Here is a 17,362-nt window from a genome sequence, read left to right as displayed (position 1 = left end):
TCAGACCGGCTTGGCCTGGTTGAGGTAGATGCCCGGGTAGCCCTGTGCCCGCACGCCGGTGATCTTCTGCGCGTTCCACGCCGTGCCGAGCTGGGTGAACACCACGGGGTAGATGACGGCGTGCTCGGAGATCAGGTCCAGCAGCTGCTTGGTGAGCTGCGCGCGGCGCGCCTCGTCGGTCTCCGCGGCGGCCTGGTTCTGCAGGTCCAGCAGGGCCTGCGACTCCGGGCCGGTCCACCGGGCGTAGGTGGTCATCAGCACCGACGTCTTGTCGTAGTAGTAGCGGGTCAGCAGGTCCGGGTCGTTGCCGAACTGCAGCGGGTTGTTGGTGGTGGCGACGACCTCGAAGTCCTTGCCGCTGTCCAGTTTCGAGAACAGCGCCTTGGTGTCCTGCGAGTCCAGCGTGGTGGTCACGCCGATCGCGTCCCAGCCCTCCTTGATGACCTTCACGCAGTCCGAGACGAGCGAGGTGTTGGTGGTGGACAGGGTGATCGTCAGGTTGGTGACGCCGGCCTGCTGGAGCAGTTGCCTCGCCTTGTCCGGGTTGTAGGCGAAGTCGTTGGCGGCGGGCTGGGACGCGGGCAGCTTCGGGTTGATGAACGAGGTCGCCGCCGTGCCCGCGCCCTGCAGGCCGATCTGGATCATCTTCTGCTTGTCGATGGCGTAGTGCAGGGCCTGCCGCACGAGCTTGTTGTCGAACGGCGCGTGCGCGGTGTTGAACATCAGGAACAGGTTGTTACCGCCGTCGGCGAACTCGACGCTGCGGCCGGACTTGCGCAGCTGCTCGGCGTTGGCCGCCGGGATGTTCTCCACGATCTGCGCCTCCGGGTTGGCCCCGGAGATGGCCGCGACGCGCGGCGCGGCGTCCACGATCGACTTCCACAGCATGGACTGGTAGGCCGCCGGGCGCGGGCCGTTGTACTCGGCGAACTTCTCGAACCGGGTGTAGGACAGCGGGGCCTGCTCGACGACCTTGTACGGGCCGGAGCCGACGACCTTGCCACCCGCGGCGTCCTTCCACTTGCCCTCGAAGACGTGCTTGGGGCAGATCTTGGCGGTCTGGATGCGCTTGAGCGCGTACGGGAAGGGGTGCTTGAGCACGAACTCGACGGAGTTCTCGCCGGTCTTGCGGACTTCGGCGAGCCAGTCCGCGAAGAAGCTGTGAACCAGCACCTTTTCGTTGGGGTCGAGCACGCGGGCGTAGGTGAAGACGACGTCGTCGGCGGTCACCGGGGTGCCGTCGTGCCACTTGGCGCCGTCGCGCAGCTCGAACTTCAGGCTGGTGCCGGTGAGGTCGGCCGGGAGCGCCTTGGCCAGGCCGGGGAACGGGTCGCGGGTGATTGGGTCGCCCTCGACCAGCGATTCGTAGCAGTGCAGGTTGGCGGCCATCGAGAAGGCCGACGCGGTCTGCAGCGGGTCCCAGGTCTGGTTGTTGCCGTAGCCGATGACCGCGGTGAGCGTGCCGGTGGAGCTGCCCGTGGTGTTGGTGGACGCCGGTCCGCCACAGGCCCCCAAGGTGACCGAGAAGGCCGCGGCCGTGCCGGCGAGTCCGGTGTACCGCAGGAAATCGCGGCGGCTGAGGCCGGACAGGCTGTGCGACATGACGTCTCCTGACTTGTGCGTCGTTGATCAGGCCGGAGCAGAGAAGTAGGACGTAGGACGTCCTGCGATCGGGTGACTGTAAACAGTGGCGCGTCCCGTGGTCAAGGGGTCTGACGTAGGATGTCCGGAAATCCGGCGGTCAGCAGGCGGGGAGTTGGATGTGGCACGCCCTCAGCTCGGCGACGAGATCAGCAAACGGATCATCGACCTGATCATCGAGCGGGACCTCCCGCCCGGCTCGCCGATGCCGACGGAGCTCGACCTGATGGCCGACATCGGGGTGAGCCGCAATTCGATCCGCGAGGCGATCCGGGCGCTGCGGGCACTGGGGATCGTCGAGGTGCGGCACGGTTACGGCACGTTCGTCGGCTCGGCCGGTTCGGAGGCGTTGCGGACGTGGCTGCTGTTCCGCACGCGGACGCCCGGGGCCGGGACGACGGGCCGGTTGCGGGACCTGCTCGAGGTACGGGAGATGCTGGAGACCGAGCTGACGCGCCGGGTGGCGCGGCGGCACCGGCCGGAGCTGATCGCGGCGCTGGAGTCGTGCGTGGCGCGGATGCGCAAGGGCCCGGACAGCGCGGCCGCCGATCGTGAATTCCACGACCTGATCTGCGCCGAGGCCGGTTTCGACCTGGCCCGCGAGCTGACGCGCCTGTTCTGGGACGTGTACCGGGCGGCGGAGGCCGAGCTGGGCGGCCCAGCCGGCTCGGCGAGCTCCACGGCGAAGCGTCACCAGGCGATCGTCGATGCGCTGGCGGCCGGGGACGCCGATGCCGCTGAGGAGGCCGTGCACCGGCACTTCGACGAGGTGCGGAAGCGCGCGAAGGCCGGCAAGTACGGGGGTTTCGGGGCCGCGGCGCCGGTTGACTAGGGGGCGCTACGCGGGTTTCTTCTTCTCACAGCCACCACCGCAAACCGGCGCCCGGCAACGCACAAAAACGCGTAGCGCCTATAAAACCCCAGAAAGCCAAGAGGCCTGTTCAGCGACCTGAGCCCCCTGCCCCCCTTCATGTTCATTCCACTCCCACACCCGGATCTCCGAATCCCCACCCCACCGGTTGAACGCCGCGAAAACCGTCGACGGAGGACAAACCGGATCCCGCAACGCCACGCTGAACAAAGCAGGCGCCGAAGCCCGCGAAGCCAACACAGCCCCGTCGAAATACCGCAGCGTGGCAAACGCCTCTCCGGCCCGGTGCCGGTGCGCGGCCAGCCACGTCACCAGCTCCAGGTACGGCCCCTCGGAAGCGATCTCCGCCCCACGGCGGAAATGGCACAGGAACGGCACATCCGGCATCGCGGCCGCGACCCCGGGCGCCAGTGCCGCAGCGGCGATCGTGATCCCACCGCCCTGGCTGCCGCCCGCCACCACGATCCGGTCCGCGTCCACCGACGGGTGCGCCCGCGCCGCAGCCACCGCGCGCACCGCGTCGACGTACACCCGCCGGTAGAAGTATTGCGCCGGGTCCCGGATTCCCAGCGTCATGAACCCCGGCACGTGCGGCCCCGCCGACCACGAATCTCCCGTCGCGCCGGGCACCGACTTCCCGCCCTGGCCGCGCGTGTCCACCACCAGGTGGGCGTACCCGAACGCCGACCAGGTCAGGTAATCGTGCGGCAGGCCGCGCCCCAGGTTGTACCCCAGGTACTGCACGACGCACGGCAGCTTGGCCGGCCGGTCGCGCGGCAGCAGCAGCCACGCGGAGATCCGCTGCCCGGCCGCGCCGGTGAACGACGCGTCGAACACGTCCACCGTCCGCAGCAACGTCTTCTGTGGACGAAAAACCGGGTCCAGCGGTGACCGGTCCGCTTCGGCCAGCGCGGTGGCCCAGAAGGCGTCCAGGTCGGCGGGTTCGTCCAGTGGCGGCCGGTACTCGGCCAGCTCGGACAGCGGCAAGTCGTACAGCGTCGTCACGATCGTGACCCTAGCGCCGGAAACCGCCGCCGACGAGGGGTTCGGCGGATTCTGTCCACACCGGACAAGGGAGGTTCAGTCGCGGTTTTCGCGCAGTGTCGGCAGCCCCGCCGCCAGTGCTCGCAGCATCCGCTTCGCCGTCGGGGCGAACTCGATGCACAACTCGGCGATCACCGGGTCCTCCGCGTACAGCTTCGCCATCACCGGCGGCGGGTAGCGGTGCCGCAACCACCTCGCCGTCCGCTTCGGCGTGCCCCTCGCCGACGTGCGGGTGATCGCGCCGTTCGTCGGCGGCGGTTTCGGCGGCAAGGCCATGGTCTGGCCGGGCACGATCCTCGCCGCGCTGGCCGCCGCGCGACCGGACGGCCGGTCCGGCTCGCGCTGACCCGCGCGGACGTGTACCGCACCGTCGGCGGCCGGACGCCGTCGATCCAGCGCGTCGCGCTCGGCGCGGACCGCGACGGCGCGCTGACCGCGCTGATCCACACGAGCGTCACCCGCGTCGGCCGCGTCGGCGGCGCGCCGGAGCAGGTCACCTCGCAGTCCCGGCACCTCTACGACGCGGACCACATCCTCATCCAGGCGAGCACGGTCGAACTGGACCTGGTGCCGAACACGTCGATGCGCGCGCCCGGCGAGTCCATCGGCACGTTCGCGGTCGAGTCGGCGGTCGACGAACTGGCCGCCGAACTGGGCGTGGACCCGATCGAGCTGCGGATGCGCAACGAACCCGAGCGCAACCCCTTGGACGGCAAGGAGTTCACCCACCGCAGGCTGCGGGAGGTCTACGAAGCCGGCGCGCTGCGGTTCGGCTGGCGGGACCGGGCGCCGGAGCCGGACGCGACGCGGGACGGCCGGTGGCTGGTCGGGATGGGCGTCGCCACCGCCTACCACCCGGCGTGGTTGTTCACCACCAACGTGACGCTGCGGCTGTCGGCCGACGGCACGGTCCTCCTGCGCTGCGGCTTTCAGGAGATGGGCATGGGCGCCGCGACGGCGCAGGCGCAGATCACCGCGGACGCGCTCGGCGTGCCGGTCGACGCGGTGCGCGTCGAATACGGCGACTCGGCGCTGCCGGTGGCGCCCACCGCGGGCGGTTCGACGCAGACCGCGAGCGTGGCGGCCAGCGTGCTCGCAGCGGCGGAGAAGCTGAAGCGGCGGCTGCCGAAGGGGTCCGGGGCCGACCTGGTGGCGGCCGTGCGACAGGCGGGCGTGCCGCACGTGGAGGTGTCGGTCGGCTCCGGCGCCCGGTTCGGCCGCCTCGCCGGGCAGGCCCGGCTCATCGGCCGGTTCGTGCGCGACCGGCGGCGGGTGCGGGCCGCGACCGGGGCGCAGCTCTGCGAGGTGCGCGTCGACCCGGACACCGGGGAGGTGCGGATCTCGCGGTGGCTGGGGGTGTTCGACATCGGCACGGTGGTCAACGCGAAGACCGCGGCGAGCCAGTTGCGGGGCGGGATCGTGATGGGCATCGGCATGGCCCTGTCCGAAGAGACCCTGGTCGACCCGCGCACCGGGCGGATCATGAACCCCAGCCTGGCCGAGTACCACGTGCCCGTGCACGCCGACGTCCCGCGCATCGGGGTGTCCACTCTGGACGATCCGGAGCCGTCGACGCCGCTGGGTGTCGTCGGCGCCGGCGAGGTGGGCATCACCGGGGTGGCGGCGGCCGTGGCGAACGCGGTGTTCCATGCGACCGGCAGGCGGGTGCGCGACCTGCCGATCACGCTGGACAAACTGCTCTGAACCGGACGAACGCCGGGCGCCGGTTTGCCGGCGCCCGGCGTGCATCGGAGCGTCAGTACCACCACTGGTTCTGCGCACCCGCCACGTACTGCCACAGCTGCACGACGGTGCCGTTGCGGTAGCTGGTGTTCAGGTCCGCGTCGAGGTACCGGCCGCTCTGCACGTTCTGCAGCCGCAGGTAGCCCTCGGGGATCTCGCTGGCGGCGAACCACTGGTTCTTCGCGCCTGCCACGTAGTCCCACAGCTGCACGACGGTGCCGTTGCGGTTGATCGTGTTCAGGTCGGCGTCGAGGTAGCGGCCGCTGTACGCGTTCTGGAACCGGTAGTAGCCCTCCGGGATCAGCCGGATGTACCAGGCCTGCTGAGCCGCGTACTGGTCACACGCCCACAGCTGCACCTTGGTGCCGTTGCGGTTGATGGTGTTGAGGTCGGCGTCCAGGCAGCGAGCCGGGTCCGAGGCCGGGCCGAGCAGGTAGGCCTGCTCCTCGGCCATCGTGTTGACGCCGCCCTTGACCTGGTTCGGGTGCGCCGGGCGCAGCACCAGCCCGTCCAGCGACGTGACCGGCTCGCCTGCCTGCTGGGCCGCGCCCGCGTTCGGCGCCACGAACAGCGACAGCAGGCCGGCCAGCAGTGCCGCGGCCGCGAACGGCCGCTTCAGTCTTCTCATGGGTTCCCCATTCCGTGACGGGGCGCGGAATCCTCCGGCCGCACCCCGGGATTGGATCTTCGCCGTGGCGGCGCTCCGGAGTCGACCACATTTCCCGGACGCTCAACAACGCTGTTCAACGGTGTAACGGACCGGTATCGCGAACGATCTCTCCAGTGCTGCCACAGTTTCGCGGAGAGGATCGCCGGTGCGCCTGGAGCTGAAGTCGCGCGACCTCACCCGCGTGGGGCTGTCCAACGCCGCCGATCCGTGCTGGGAGCTGGCGAGCAGCGTGCGGCTGCTGCTGGACGAGGAGGTGGCGTTCGGCTGGTGGCGGCGCCGCGTCCGGGGGCGGCTGCCGGAGTCGTTCCCGGTGCTGCGGTGGCTGTACGGGCCGGGGGAGGTGCCGGAGTTCCTGCTGCCCGCGGGCGGTGACCTGGCGTCCGGGCTCGCGACGGTGCTGGGCACGCCGCCGGACCGGCTGCGTGCCGCGCTGGCGGCGCTGCCGGAGCCGCACGGCCTGCCGCCGTGGGCCGCGGCCCTGCGGTCCGGTTCGGACGCCGCGTTGTCGCGGCTGGTGCAGGCGTTGCGGGAGTACTTCATGGTCGCGCTGGCGCCGCACTGGGACACCGTGCGGGCGCGGGTCGAGGTGGACCGGCAGGCGCGGATCCAGGCGCTGGCCGACGGCGGGGTGGACGGTTTGCTGGCCACGCTGCGCCCGGTGCTGCGGTGGGAGCCGCCGTACCTGGTGACGGGCGTGGCGAGCCCCGGCACGCCGCGGCGGACGGCCGGGGTGCTGCTGGTGCCCACCTACTTCGCGGTGCAGCCGTGGATCGTGCCCGGCTCGGCGGGCCCGGTTCGCCTCGGTTACCCCGCGGCGGCTGAGGACTCGCGCGTCCGCCGTGCCCGGCACGCCACCCCGCGCGCACTGGCCGCGCTGCTGGGACCGACCCGCGCGGCGGCGATGGTCCTGGCGGCGGCCGGGTGCAGCACGTCGGACCTGGCGGCGCGCCTGGGGGTGACCCCGTCCGCGGCGAGCAAGCACATGTCGGTGCTGCGGGCGGCCGGCCTGATCGCGAGCCACCGCAACCGCAACACGGTGCGTCATTCACTGACCCCACTGGGAATGGCGTTGGTGGACGGCGCTTCGACGTGAGCGAGCCCCGGCGCCGGGGCAGCGGCGCCGGGGCTCGGGGTGAAGGGCAGCGGCGCGGCTTCGCCGAATGGCACATGCCGGGGGGCTTCGGAGGGGTGTGGCCTGGCGCCGCGGTGATGGTGCCCGGGGTTTGGGGAACGGCGGGGCGCCGTTGGTTGGGGCGGGGCGTCGGTGCGGCTCCAGGCGTGGTGGGGTCGCGCGTGTCCCCGGCGGCCGTGTGGGACTTGTCGCGCGGGCGGCACTTCCGCGTGAGCGAGTCCGGCACGGTCGGTACGGCACCACCGGCATGAGCGAGCCCCGGCGCCAGGGCAGCGGCGCCGGGGCCCGGGGAGAAGGCGGGGCGGCTAGTGCGCCGTCGCCTTTTCGGCGCCGGCGCCGGTCAGCGAGCGGACCTCCATCTCCGCGTGCTTGCGCTCGTCGTGCTCCTTCGACAGCAACGTGCCGACGATGCCGAGCAGGAACGACGCCGGGATGGACACCAGGCCCGGGTTCTGCAGGGGGAACCAGTCGAAGTCCGCGTTCGGCAGCATCGACTTCGGCGTCCCGGACACGGCGGGCGAGAACACGATCAGCGTGATCGTGATCGCCAGGCCGCCGTAGATGCTCCACAGCGCACCCGAGGTGTTGAACCGCTTCCAGAACAGCGAGTACAGGATCGTCGGGAGGTTCGCCGACGCCGCCACCGCGAACGCCAGCGCCACCAGGAACGCGACGTTCTGGTTCTTCGCCAGGATGCCGCCGACGATCGCGACCGCGCCGATCACCACGGCGGTGATCCGGGCGACCCGCACCTCGCCGTTGGGGTCGTCCACCTTGCCCTTCTTGATCACGTTCGCGTAGATGTCGTGCGCGAACGACGCCGAGGCGGTGATCGTCAGTCCGGCGACCACGGCGAGGATCGTCGCGAAGGCGACCGCGGCGATGAACCCGAGCAGCACCGGCCCGCCGAGTTCCAGCGCCAGCAGCGGCGCCGCCGCGTTCTCCGAACCCGGCGCCTTCCGGATCACGTCCGCGCCGACGAGCGCGTTCGCCCCGTAGCCGAGCACCAGCGTGAACAGGTAGAACAGGCCGATCAGCGCGATGGCCCACACGACCGAACGACGGGCTTCCTTCGCGGTCGGCACGGTGTAGAACCGCATCAGCACGTGCGGCAGGCCCGCGGTGCCCAGCACGAGGGCCAGGCCCAGCGACAGGAAGTCGATCTTCGACGTGCCGGTCGCGCCGTAGCGGGCGCCCGGGTTCAGCACCGCCTCGCTGGAGCGGTCCACCGCGCCCTGCAGCAGCGCGGACAGGTTGAGCCCGTACTTGCCCAGCACCCACACGGTCATCAGCGCGGCGCCCGCGATCAGCAGCACCGCCTTGATGATCTGCACCCAGGTGGTGCCCTTCATGCCGCCGACGAGCACGTAGATGATCATCACGACACCCACTACGGCGATGACCACCGACTGCCCGATCCCGCTGGACACTCCCAGCAGCAACGAAACCAGCACACCGGCGCCGGCCATCTGCGCCAGCAGGTAGAAGAAGCTCACCGCGAGCGTGGACGTCGCCGCCGCCGCGCGCACCGGCCGCTGCCGCATCCGGAACGCCAGCACGTCGCCCATCGTGAACTTGCCGGTGTTGCGCAGCAGCTCCGCGACCAGCAGCAGCGCGACCAGCCACGCCACCAGGAAGCCGATCGAGTACAGGAACCCGTCGTAGCCGTACACCGCGATGGCGCCGGCGATGCCGAGGAACGATGCGGCCGACAGGTAGTCACCGGCGATCGCGATGCCGTTCTGCGGTCCGGTGAACGCGCGCCCGGCCGCGTAGTAGTCCGACGCGGTCTTGGTGTTCCGGCTGGCGCGCAGCACGATCACCAGTGTGACGGCCACGAACAGGCCGAAGATGCTGATGTTGAGCGCGGGGCTGCTGCCCGCGACTCCCGCGGCGAGGTTCATCGCGCGCCTCCCTCGACGTCCTCACGGATGCGGTCGGCGATCGGGTCCAGCTTCCGGTTGGCGAAGCGGACGTACAGGCCGGTGATCAGGAACGTGGACACGAACTGCAGCAGTCCCAGCAGCAGTCCGACGTTGAAGTTGCCGACCAGCTTGGTCGACATGAACCCGTGCGCGTAGTCGGCGAGCAGGACGTACAGCAGGTACCAGCCCAGGAACAACGCGGTCATCGGGAAGACGAAGCCCCGCAGCCTTCGGCGCAGCTGCGCGAATTCGGGGCTGGAGTGGACCCGCGTCCACTCCTCGTGGCCGAGATCGTGCTCGGTGGCCGCCACTGGAGACCTCCTTGTCGTGTGGTGGCGGACACGTTAGGAGGTCACGACGTGCGGCGCCGTGGCGTGGCGACCAACCGTCAGCGGGCGCGACGAACGGTCGACAAGCGGTCGCGGAAACCCGTCGAACGGCGGCGCGGACCGGCCTGCCGCGGCGGGTTCTCGTCCAGGTGCAGCCGCAACATGGCGGTGATCGCCCAGGCCGGCGGCCGCCCGCGCAGGGAAACCACCACCATCGTGCCGAAAGCCAGCGGAACCGACCAGGGCGCGGGCTGGGCGAGCAGGATCGCGAGCACGCCGTGCACGTCCGCCCCGGCCAGTGTCGCGAGGATCGCGCCGGACGACGCGAGCAGTCCGGTGAGGACCCCGGCGATCGCGCCGCGCGCGGTCAGCCGCGACCACCAAATGCCGAGGACGAGCAGCGGGCAGAACGTCGACGCCGCGACCGTGAACCCCCACGTGACGAGCACGCCCGCGTCGAGGTGCACGGCGAACAGCGCGAGCAGCACCACCGCGGCCGCGGCGGCGACCACCGTGCCGCGCAGCCGGGCCAGCCCGCCCGGCGCGAGGTCGTGCGCGATCGCGCCGGACACCGCCAGCAGCAGGCCCAGTGAAGTGGCGAGGAACGCGGCGAACGCGCCCGCGGTGAGCAGTCCGGTGAACAACGTGCCCGCCCAGCCGGTGTCGACCTGCATCGGCAGCGCGACGACCGCGGTGTCGGTGGCGCCGGACAGGTACAGGTGCGGCACCAGGACCCGGCCGAGCACGCCGTAGACGCCGGGGAAGACGTAGAACGCGGACAGCAGCGCCACGGTGAGCGCGGCGGTGCGGCGGGCGGCGCGGCCGTCGGGGCTGGTGTGGAAGCGCATGATCACGTGCGGCAGGCCCATGGTGCCGAGCACGATGGCGACCAGGACGGCGAGGGTGCCGAGCAACGGGTGGCCTTCGTTGTTCAGGTTGAGCAGCGGCCGTTCCCAGCCCGCGGCGCCGGGCGGGGCGCTGCCGGGCAGCCGCGGGACCGGTTGCCCGGCGAGGAAGACGAGTTCCTCGCCCGCGGCGAAGGTGTGCGGGCCGGGGGCGAGCGTGACCGGTGTGCCGTCGGACTCCCTGGCCCGGATGGGCTGGGTGGCCTCCAGGGTCACGTCGACGCGGAAGACCACGCGCGTGTCCTCGCGGAGCTGGGTGAATTCGGCGGGGTGCAGGGCCTCGTCGCGGGCGGCGGCGCCTGCCGTGATCGCCAGCCACAGCGCGGGGACGGCGAACAGGACGACCTTCAGCACGAACTGGAAGGCCTGCACGTAGGTCGCCGCGCGCATCCCGCCGAGCGCGAGCGTGGTGGCGACGGCGGCCCCGGCGAGGACGACGCCGACCCAGTAGGGCGTGCCGCTGACCACGCTCAGCACCAGGCCGGAAGTGCGGAACTGGGGGACGAGGTAGAGCGCGCCGATGACGAGCACCACGACGGCGGCGAGCCTGCGCAGCGCCGGCGAGGCGAGCCGGGCTTCGGCGAAGTCGGGCACGGTGAGCGCCCCGGAGCGGCGCATGGGCGCGGCGACGAGGACGAGCATGGCGATGTACCCGGCCGTGAAGCCGACCGGGTACCAAAGCGCGCCGACCCCGTCCTTGACGACGAGCCCGGCGACGCCCAGGAACGAGGCCGCGGAGAGGTACTCGCCCGACACGGCGGCCGAGTTGAGCAGCGGAGTGACCCGGCGGGAGGCCACGAGGAAGTCGGAGGTGGTGCGCATGGCGGCGACCCCGCGCAGCCCGATGAAGAGCGTGACGAGAACGACCGGGGCGACCGCGAAGAGGCCGACCATCAGGGTTTCTCGGCTCGTTCGGCGCGACGCAGGTGCCAGTGCCCGAGCCCGATCAGCAGCGGGTACGGCACGACCGCCAGCACCAGCCAGGAGACCGGCACCCCGGCGAGGCGCGCGTGGTCGAGCGCGGGCCAGACCGCGAACAGCACGGGCAGCCCGGCGAGCACCGCGAAGAGCAGCAGCAGAGCGGCGACCGCCCGGCGGCGTTGGCGGCGGTAGTTCCGCAGGGCGCGCTCGGCGTCGGCCGCTTCGAGCCGCGGTGGCCGCCAGCGCCCCCGCTGCCTACGACGCGCATGGGCGAGCCGGGTCTGCGGACTCATCACCGCGACACGGCGGTTGGGCATTCAGCACCTCCCCTCGGGGTAGGGGACAGGGGATTCCGCGGTACTTCGGATCCGCAGGTGAGGGCATCCCGGAGCGTGCCGCCGCTGCGCGGCAGCCGCCGCAGCGGCGCGGAAGCGTCCGCCGGGCCGCCTATGATCGCCGCGGCGCTCCGCGGTGGGGAGTGCCATGATCACCGCCCCAGCTCGCTGCGCTGCGCGGCGCGCAACAGGCGTTCCCGCAGCTCGCGGGCGTGCCGCCGGCTCACCGGGACGTCCCCGGCCGCCGTGTGTGCCAGCAGCCCTCCGACGGAATCGCTGCGCAGTTCGCGCACCGCGTCCAGCGCCACCAGGTATCCGCGGTGCACCCGCACGAACCCGCTGCCCTCCCAGTACTCCGCGAGCCGCGAGATCGGCATCCGCACCACGTGCACGCCACCACGCGTGTGCAGCTTGACGTAGTCGCCCTGCGCCTCGACGAACAGCACTTCGCTGCGCCGCACGTACCGCGTCCGCCCCCGCGACTCGACCGGCAGCGCCGCGAGCGCGTCGGCCAGTTCGGGCGACTTCGGCGCGCCCGCGGGCAGCATCCGCAGCACCTTCCCCAGCGCGGCCGACAACCGTTCCGCGCGCACCGGTTTCAGCAGGTAGTCCACCGCGCCGATGCCGTACGCCGTCACCGCGTGCCCGTCGTGCGCCGTCACGAACACGATCACCGGCGGTTCGCTCAGCTTCGCGAGCAGGCCGGCCAGCTCGAGCCCGTCCAGGCCGGGCATCGAGATGTCCAGGAACACCGCGTCGAACCGCTCGCTCTGGATCATCCGCAGCGCGGTCAGCGCGTCACCGGCGCCGGTCACCTCCGCCACCTCGGGCGCCTCCCGCAGCAGCTGGCAGATGTCCTCCAGCGCGGGCGGCACGTCGTCCACGGCGAGCACGCGCAGCCCGGTCACGGCAGGACCACCCCGGGCTGGAACATGGGCACCCGCACCACGACGCGGGTGCCCGCGCCCGGCGCGGTCTCCACGACCAGGCCGTACCAGGGGCCGTACACGCTGCGCAGCCGCCGGTCGACGTTGGCCAGCCCGACGCGCTCACCGTCGCCGGAGAGCACCGCTTCCGCGTCCGCGGGTGGCATGCCGACGCCGTCGTCCTCCACGCTGATCACACAGTCGTTCCCTTCCGCCTCGCCGCGCACCGAGACCGTGCCGGGTCTGCCGAGCGGCTCGATCCCGTGCCGGATGGCATTCTCGACCAGCGGCTGCAGCACCAGGTACGGCACCGGCACGGCGAGCACGTCCGGCGCGACGCGGATCTGCACGCGCAACCGGTCGCCGAGGACGGCTCGCTGCAGCGCGAGGTAGGTCTCGATGGCGTGGAACTCGTCCGCGAGCGCGGTGTACTCGCCGTGCCTGGCGAGACTGTGCCGGATGTAGTCGGCGAAGTCGAGCATCAGTTCGCGGGAGCGGTCGGGGTCGGAGCGCACCAGCGACGCGATGACGGTGAGCGCGTTGTAGACGAAGTGCGGGGAGATCTCCGCGCGCAGCGCCCGCAGTTCCGACTGCGCCGCCAGCTCCGCGGACGCCTCCAGCCTGCCCCGTTCCAGCGCGGCGGCGACCAGCCGGGCCACCTCCTGCACGGCCTTGCGCGGCGTCTCGCCCTCGACGACGAGCACCCCGGCGAGCTCGCCGTCGACGTCGAGCGGCACCGCCCGCAGCGGCGCCTTCCCGGCCGGCGTCTCGCTGTGCAGGACGGCGGAGACGAGTTCGCGGGCCGCGTCCTCGTCGGACGGGTGACCGGCCCAGGTGGTTGCGCCGGAGAGGTCGGTCAAACCGGCCGCGGGCACGCCGAGCAGGGACCGGACGCCCTTCGCCGCCGCCCGCGCGCCCGGCCCGGACAGCCCGTCGGCGAGGTGCCCGGCGACGCGCCGCGCGGTGGCGAGCACGTCGGCGGCGTCCGGGGCGCGCCGGGCACGCCACAGGGCGCGCACGCCCGCAGGCTCCTCCTCGGCGACCACCAGTCCTCCCATCGACCACGATGAGTGCCGGTCGATCGTACGGGGCGGACCTGCCCCGCGCGGGGGTTGGCGGGGGTGGTGCTCCTCATGCCCCGCTGCCGACGACGGGCGGCGGGTGGTCGGCGCAGTCGCCGGAGGCCTCGACGTAGCAGGCGAGCGCGCCGACGACCGCGGCGGAGACGGCGCCCGCACCGGCCGGACGCGGCCTGCCACTCGTGGCCCGCGTCGGCGGGGCGGCCCGGTGGTCGAGCGCGTCGCGCGGCGCGACCCCGCGTTCCCCATCGCGAGCAGGAGACCCACCTTCGGCCCGCGCCGGGCTTCCTCATCGGACTACGTAGAACGTCTTCGTGCAGGTGTTTTCCGGGCAGGTGATCGACACGGTGTGCGCGCCCCGCTTCGCCTTCGGTGGCACCGTCGCCGACCAGTGCGTCGGCTCGCCGGTGGGCGTGAAGTTCAGCAGCACGTCGGACTCGGGGAGCGCCACCGCGTTGCGGCAGTTGGCTTCCACGTCCACCACGTCGCCGCGGTGGACGACGTCCGGCACCACGTTGACCCACCCGCACGAGCCGGTCGAGCCGGGGTTCGGGTCGCGGTCCACCGGGTCCGCCGCGTTCGCGGCAGGCGCCGCGAACACCGCCAGCCCGATCGCCCGGACGCCGCCCCCATGAGAATTCCCTTGATGCGCATGCCCTTTCCTCCCTGTCGGCGGGCCTACGCACCTCCTTACGCGGTGGGCGAATCCGGGTTGCCCGGCCCCGCAGGAAACCAGGACCACCGAGATCACCAGGCCGAGAGCACCGGCGAGCACGAAGGTATTGCCGAGGCCGACGGCGTTCACCACCGGCTGCGCCAGCAGCGGCGAGGCGAACTGGCCGAGGAACAACGCGGACGTCAGCATCCCGAGCGCGCGGGTGCGGGCCGCGGGGTCGACCGAGGCGACCACCCACCCGTTCATCACCGGGTTCTGCAGGCCGATGCCGACGCCCGTGATGAGCATGCCGAGCGCCGCCATCCAGATCCCGCCCGCGAGGCCGAGCACGACCAGCCCGGCCGCGTAGGCGGCGAAGAGCACGGCGGCGAGGACGCGGAAGTCCCACCGGGCGCGCAGCCGCCGGCAGTTCAGGCCGACCAGCGTCATGACGAGGTTCAGCGCGCACATCAGCACGCCGACGACGACCGGGCCGGTGCCGGTGACCGCGCCCAGCCAGAACGGCGCATGCGTCGGCACGGTGTAGAAGACGACCACGCCGAGGAACATCAGCGCGTACAGGCCGAGCAGCCGCGGTGTCTGTTGTGGACCGCCGGGAGCCCGCGGCGACTTCGGCGCCTCGGGTACGAACCGGAGCACGAGCACGACCATCGGCACCGCGAGCAGGTACACCGCGAACGGACCGCGCCAGCTGAGGTCGGCCAGCACCCCGCCGAGCAGGAGGGCGACGCCGCCGCCGAACCCCATCGCGGCGCCCCCGGGATTTCCGCTCCCGTGATGAACGACGCCTTGTCCGGGAGCAGGAACACCACCAGCGGCGCGACCTCGTCGACGGTTCCGGTGCGGCCCAGCGGGGTTTCCGCGATGTTCGCGTCCCGGAAGGCCGTCGCCGCCGAGGCGGTCATCGAATGTCTCGATGTAGCCGGGGTGCACCGCGTTGACCCGGATCCCGTGCGCGCCCAGCTCCAGGCACCCGCCCGCGTCAGCCCGCGCAACGACCACTTGCTCGCCGTGTACGCCACCGGGTACTGGCCGGTCAGCGCCGCCACCGAGCCGACTGTCACGATCGACCCGCCCGCGGGCATCAGCGGCAGCACGGCCTGGATCGCCCGCACCGCCCTGCCGACGTTCACGTCGTGCACTCGCTCCAGGTCGGCCGGGTCGACCTCGTCCAGCCGCGCCCGCCAGGTGACCCCGGCGTTCGCGACCAGCCCGTCCACCCGGTCCAGCCGGGACACCAGCGCCGCCCAGCCCGCCGAGTCGGTGACGTCGAGCTGCACGTACTCGACCCCCGGCAACATTCCACCGGCGAGGCGCCCAGGTCCACGCGGATCACCCGGGCGCCCTCCTCGGCCGGCAGCCGTGCCTCCGCAGCGCCCTGCCCCTGCCCGGCGCCGGTCACGACGACGACCTTGCCGGCCACCCTCATCGCTTGCGCGTCCGAGGCCGGGCGCGGGTGAGCCGCCCGGTCCGCACCAGCAGCAGGTCGCCGCGGCCGTCGCAGGCGGTCGCGCCCTGCGCGGCGATCGTCGCCTCCAGGTGCTCGACCGTGATCGCGAACCCGTCCGGCAGCTCGCCGTCGTCGCCGGTCGCGCGCCCGACGTCGAGCAGAACGCCGCGGTCGGCGATCCGGCCCGCGGTGGTCTCGATGCCGGTCACCCGGTCGCCTTCGCCCTCGGCCTCGAACGGCTGGGCCAGCGAGAAGCTCTTGCCCTGCCGGACGAGCGCGGCGCCTTCGCGGCGCTTGGCCTCGTCCAGGAAGTTCAGCGTGCCGAGGACGTCCTCGGCTCCCCAGCGGCCCCCAGTTGGAGCACCGCTTGGCCGCGGCGGCGAGCAGCGGTATCAGGGAAGACGAAATCGGTTATAGGAGGTATCACGCGCTGCTGCAGGAGCGCAGCGTCACGCGCGCGGCCGAGTGGATGGGCCTGAGCCAGCCGGCGGTGTCCGCGCACCTGGGCAAGCTGCGCCGGCACTTCGGCGACGACCTGCTGATCCGGGTCGGCAACTCCTACCGGCTGACCCCGCTGGCGGTGCAGCTCAAGGAACGGGTGCGCGTCGCGATCTCCGGGGTGGAGCGGGTGTTCGCCGCCGAACCGGACTTCGACCCGGCGTCCTCGGCCCGCGAGTTCTCGCGAACACCCCGCCGCTGGTCGAGCAGGCGGCGCAGGCCCTGGTCAACCACGACCTGCTGCTGACGCCGCACGGGTTCAACCGACCTGCCCTACCGCGAGCTGTACCTGGACGACTGGGTGTGCCTCGTGTCCCGGGACAACCTGGACGTGGGCGAGGAGCTGACCGTCGAGCAGCTGAAGACGATGCCGTGGGTGGTCACCTACCACGGCCCGACGGCGTCCACGCCCGCCGCGCGGCAGATGCGGATGCTCGGCATCGAGCCGAACGTGCAGGTGGTGACGGAAAGCTTCCTGACCGTGCCGAGCCTGGTCCGCGGCACCGGCCGGGTCGCGCTGCTGCAGCGCCGGCTCGCCGCCGGGGTGCCCGCCGAGCTGGGTGTGCGGGCGCTGCCGTGCCCGCTGGAAATCGGCCCGCTGCGCGAGGCGATGTGGTGGCACCCGATGTACGACGACGATCCCGAGCACCGGTACCTCCGGGACGTCGTCCTCCGCGCGACGGCTGTCCTGAATCAGGATCCCTGATAGTTTGCCGGGTCATGGCGACCCCGTATGAGCCACCGCGACCCGGTCTGGAGTTCCTCGCCAGGGCGGAGGTGACGCTGGACGAGGTGCTCGACCTCGGCGGCACCCCGCACGGCCGCCGTCGGGTCGTGCCGATCACGGGCGGCCGCGTCGACGGCCCGCGGCTGTCCGCCGACGTCCTGCCCGGCGGCGCGGACTGGCAGATCCTGCAGACCGGCGGCTGGGTACGGGTCGAGGCGCGCTACACCGCCTGGACCGACGACGGTTCGCTGGTGTCGATCGTCAGCCGGGGCGTGCGGCACGGGCCGCCGGAGGTGATGACCGCGTTGCTCGCCGGACAGTGCCCGGACCCGTCCACGTACCGCTTCCGCACCGCGATCACCTTCGAGACCGCCGAGGACTCGCCGGAGCACGCGTGGCTCAACCACGTCGTCGCGGTGAGCTCGGCACTGCGCCGCCCGGACGCGGTGGTGCTGGACGTGTACGCGGTCTGCTGAACCGTGGGCTGGGC

18 protein-coding genes and 1 pseudogene are annotated in these 17,362 nt (G+C 72.3%); 7 read left to right on the top strand and 12 right to left on the bottom strand.

Annotated elements, in window-relative coordinates:
• Entirely contained in the window at positions 1 to 1,602 is a 1,602-nt protein-coding gene (locus AMETH_RS26665; RefSeq protein ID WP_017984255.1) for an ABC transporter substrate-binding protein, read from the bottom strand.
• A gap of 160 nt (positions 1,603 to 1,762) precedes the next feature.
• Between AMETH_RS26665 and AMETH_RS26660 the strand changes: the two genes are divergently transcribed.
• Positions 1,763 to 2,473, top strand: a complete 711-nt coding sequence (locus tag AMETH_RS26660; RefSeq protein ID WP_017984254.1) for a FadR/GntR family transcriptional regulator — start codon at positions 1,763 to 1,765, stop codon at positions 2,471 to 2,473.
• 78 nt (positions 2,474 to 2,551) lie between these two features.
• Here AMETH_RS26660 and AMETH_RS26655 read toward each other — a convergent pair whose 3' ends face one another.
• Entirely contained in the window at positions 2,552 to 3,517 is a 966-nt protein-coding gene (locus AMETH_RS26655) for an acetylxylan esterase (RefSeq protein WP_017984253.1), read from the bottom strand.
• 75 nt (positions 3,518 to 3,592) lie between these two features.
• Entirely contained in the window at positions 3,593 to 3,721 is a 129-nt protein-coding gene (locus tag AMETH_RS41720; protein WP_267283452.1) for a hypothetical protein, read from the bottom strand.
• A gap of 46 nt (positions 3,722 to 3,767) precedes the next feature.
• Here AMETH_RS41720 and AMETH_RS42780 point away from each other — a divergent pair.
• Positions 3,768 to 4,183: pseudogene (locus tag AMETH_RS42780) on the top strand (molybdopterin cofactor-binding domain-containing protein); the annotation flags it as partial.
• Between the two features lie 51 nt (positions 4,184 to 4,234).
• Positions 4,235 to 5,260 carry a xanthine dehydrogenase family protein molybdopterin-binding subunit gene (locus AMETH_RS26645; protein ID WP_410468241.1) on the top strand — a complete coding sequence of 342 codons (1,026 nt, stop codon included), beginning with the start codon at positions 4,235 to 4,237 and terminating at the stop codon, positions 5,258 to 5,260.
• Between the two features lie 52 nt (positions 5,261 to 5,312).
• On the opposite strand, the gene AMETH_RS26640 is transcribed toward AMETH_RS26645, so the two are convergent.
• Positions 5,313 to 5,927, bottom strand: coding sequence for an RICIN domain-containing protein (locus tag AMETH_RS26640; protein WP_017984250.1), 615 nt, complete (start codon positions 5,925 to 5,927; stop codon positions 5,313 to 5,315).
• Between the two features lie 187 nt (positions 5,928 to 6,114).
• Here AMETH_RS26640 and AMETH_RS26635 point away from each other — a divergent pair, with 187 nt between their 5' ends.
• Positions 6,115 to 7,062: an ArsR/SmtB family transcription factor gene (locus AMETH_RS26635; protein ID WP_017984249.1), complete on the top strand. Its 948-nt coding sequence runs from the start codon at positions 6,115 to 6,117 to the stop codon at positions 7,060 to 7,062.
• A 344-nt stretch (positions 7,063 to 7,406) separates the two neighbouring features.
• On the opposite strand, the gene AMETH_RS26630 is transcribed toward AMETH_RS26635, so the two are convergent.
• The 8 genes from AMETH_RS26630 to AMETH_RS40845 form a co-directional block, all read right to left on the bottom strand.
• A complete protein-coding gene (locus AMETH_RS26630) occupies positions 7,407 to 9,005 on the bottom strand; it encodes a solute symporter family protein (protein WP_017984248.1) in 1,599 nt (532 codons plus the stop codon).
• Entirely contained in the window at positions 9,002 to 9,337 is a 336-nt protein-coding gene (locus tag AMETH_RS26625; protein ID WP_017984247.1) for a DUF485 domain-containing protein, read from the bottom strand. Before AMETH_RS26625 ends, AMETH_RS26630 begins: the two co-directional genes overlap by 4 nt.
• Positions 9,338 to 9,414: 77 nt before the next feature.
• Positions 9,415 to 11,154: a sodium/solute symporter gene (locus tag AMETH_RS26620; RefSeq protein ID WP_017984246.1), complete on the bottom strand. Its 1,740-nt coding sequence runs from the start codon at positions 11,152 to 11,154 to the stop codon at positions 9,415 to 9,417.
• Entirely contained in the window at positions 11,154 to 11,498 is a 345-nt protein-coding gene (locus AMETH_RS26615) for a hypothetical protein (protein WP_017984245.1), read from the bottom strand. The genes AMETH_RS26620 and AMETH_RS26615 overlap by 1 nt, the downstream gene beginning before the upstream one ends.
• A gap of 170 nt (positions 11,499 to 11,668) precedes the next feature.
• Complete coding sequence (locus AMETH_RS26610) at positions 11,669 to 12,424, bottom strand: LytR/AlgR family response regulator transcription factor (RefSeq protein ID WP_017984244.1); 756 nt, start codon at positions 12,422 to 12,424, stop codon at positions 11,669 to 11,671.
• Positions 12,421 to 13,500 (bottom strand): sensor histidine kinase, encoded by a 1,080-nt coding sequence (locus tag AMETH_RS26605; protein ID WP_051079445.1) that lies wholly within the window; start codon positions 13,498 to 13,500, stop codon positions 12,421 to 12,423. Before AMETH_RS26605 ends, AMETH_RS26610 begins: the two co-directional genes overlap by 4 nt.
• A gap of 1,245 nt (positions 13,501 to 14,745) precedes the next feature.
• Entirely contained in the window at positions 14,746 to 15,498 is a 753-nt protein-coding gene (locus tag AMETH_RS37345; protein ID WP_223842941.1) for an SDR family NAD(P)-dependent oxidoreductase, read from the bottom strand.
• 124 nt (positions 15,499 to 15,622) lie between these two features.
• The gene (locus tag AMETH_RS40845; RefSeq protein WP_017984241.1) at positions 15,623 to 15,856 is read right to left on the bottom strand and encodes a cyclase family protein; all 234 of its coding nucleotides are present in this window, start codon (positions 15,854 to 15,856) and stop codon (positions 15,623 to 15,625) included.
• Positions 15,857 to 16,002: 146 nt separating this feature from the next.
• Between AMETH_RS40845 and AMETH_RS40840 the strand changes: the two genes are divergently transcribed.
• The 3 genes from AMETH_RS40840 (at position 16,003) to AMETH_RS26585 (ending at position 17,348) form a co-directional block, all read left to right on the top strand.
• Entirely contained in the window at positions 16,003 to 16,392 is a 390-nt protein-coding gene (locus AMETH_RS40840) for a helix-turn-helix domain-containing protein (RefSeq protein WP_223842940.1), read from the top strand.
• A gap of 63 nt (positions 16,393 to 16,455) precedes the next feature.
• The gene (locus AMETH_RS40835; RefSeq protein ID WP_267283450.1) at positions 16,456 to 16,851 is read left to right on the top strand and encodes a LysR substrate-binding domain-containing protein; all 396 of its coding nucleotides are present in this window, start codon (positions 16,456 to 16,458) and stop codon (positions 16,849 to 16,851) included.
• 14 nt (positions 16,852 to 16,865) lie between these two features.
• The gene (locus AMETH_RS26585; RefSeq protein ID WP_017984240.1) at positions 16,866 to 17,348 is read left to right on the top strand and encodes a DUF3237 domain-containing protein; all 483 of its coding nucleotides are present in this window, start codon (positions 16,866 to 16,868) and stop codon (positions 17,346 to 17,348) included.
• The last annotated feature ends 14 nt before the right edge of the window (positions 17,349 to 17,362 follow it).

The sequence above is a fragment of the Amycolatopsis methanolica 239 genome, from assembly GCF_000739085.1.
GTDB lineage: Bacteria > Actinomycetota > Actinomycetes > Mycobacteriales > Pseudonocardiaceae > Amycolatopsis_E > Amycolatopsis_E methanolica.
This window is presented reverse-complemented; position numbering and strand designations above follow the sequence as displayed.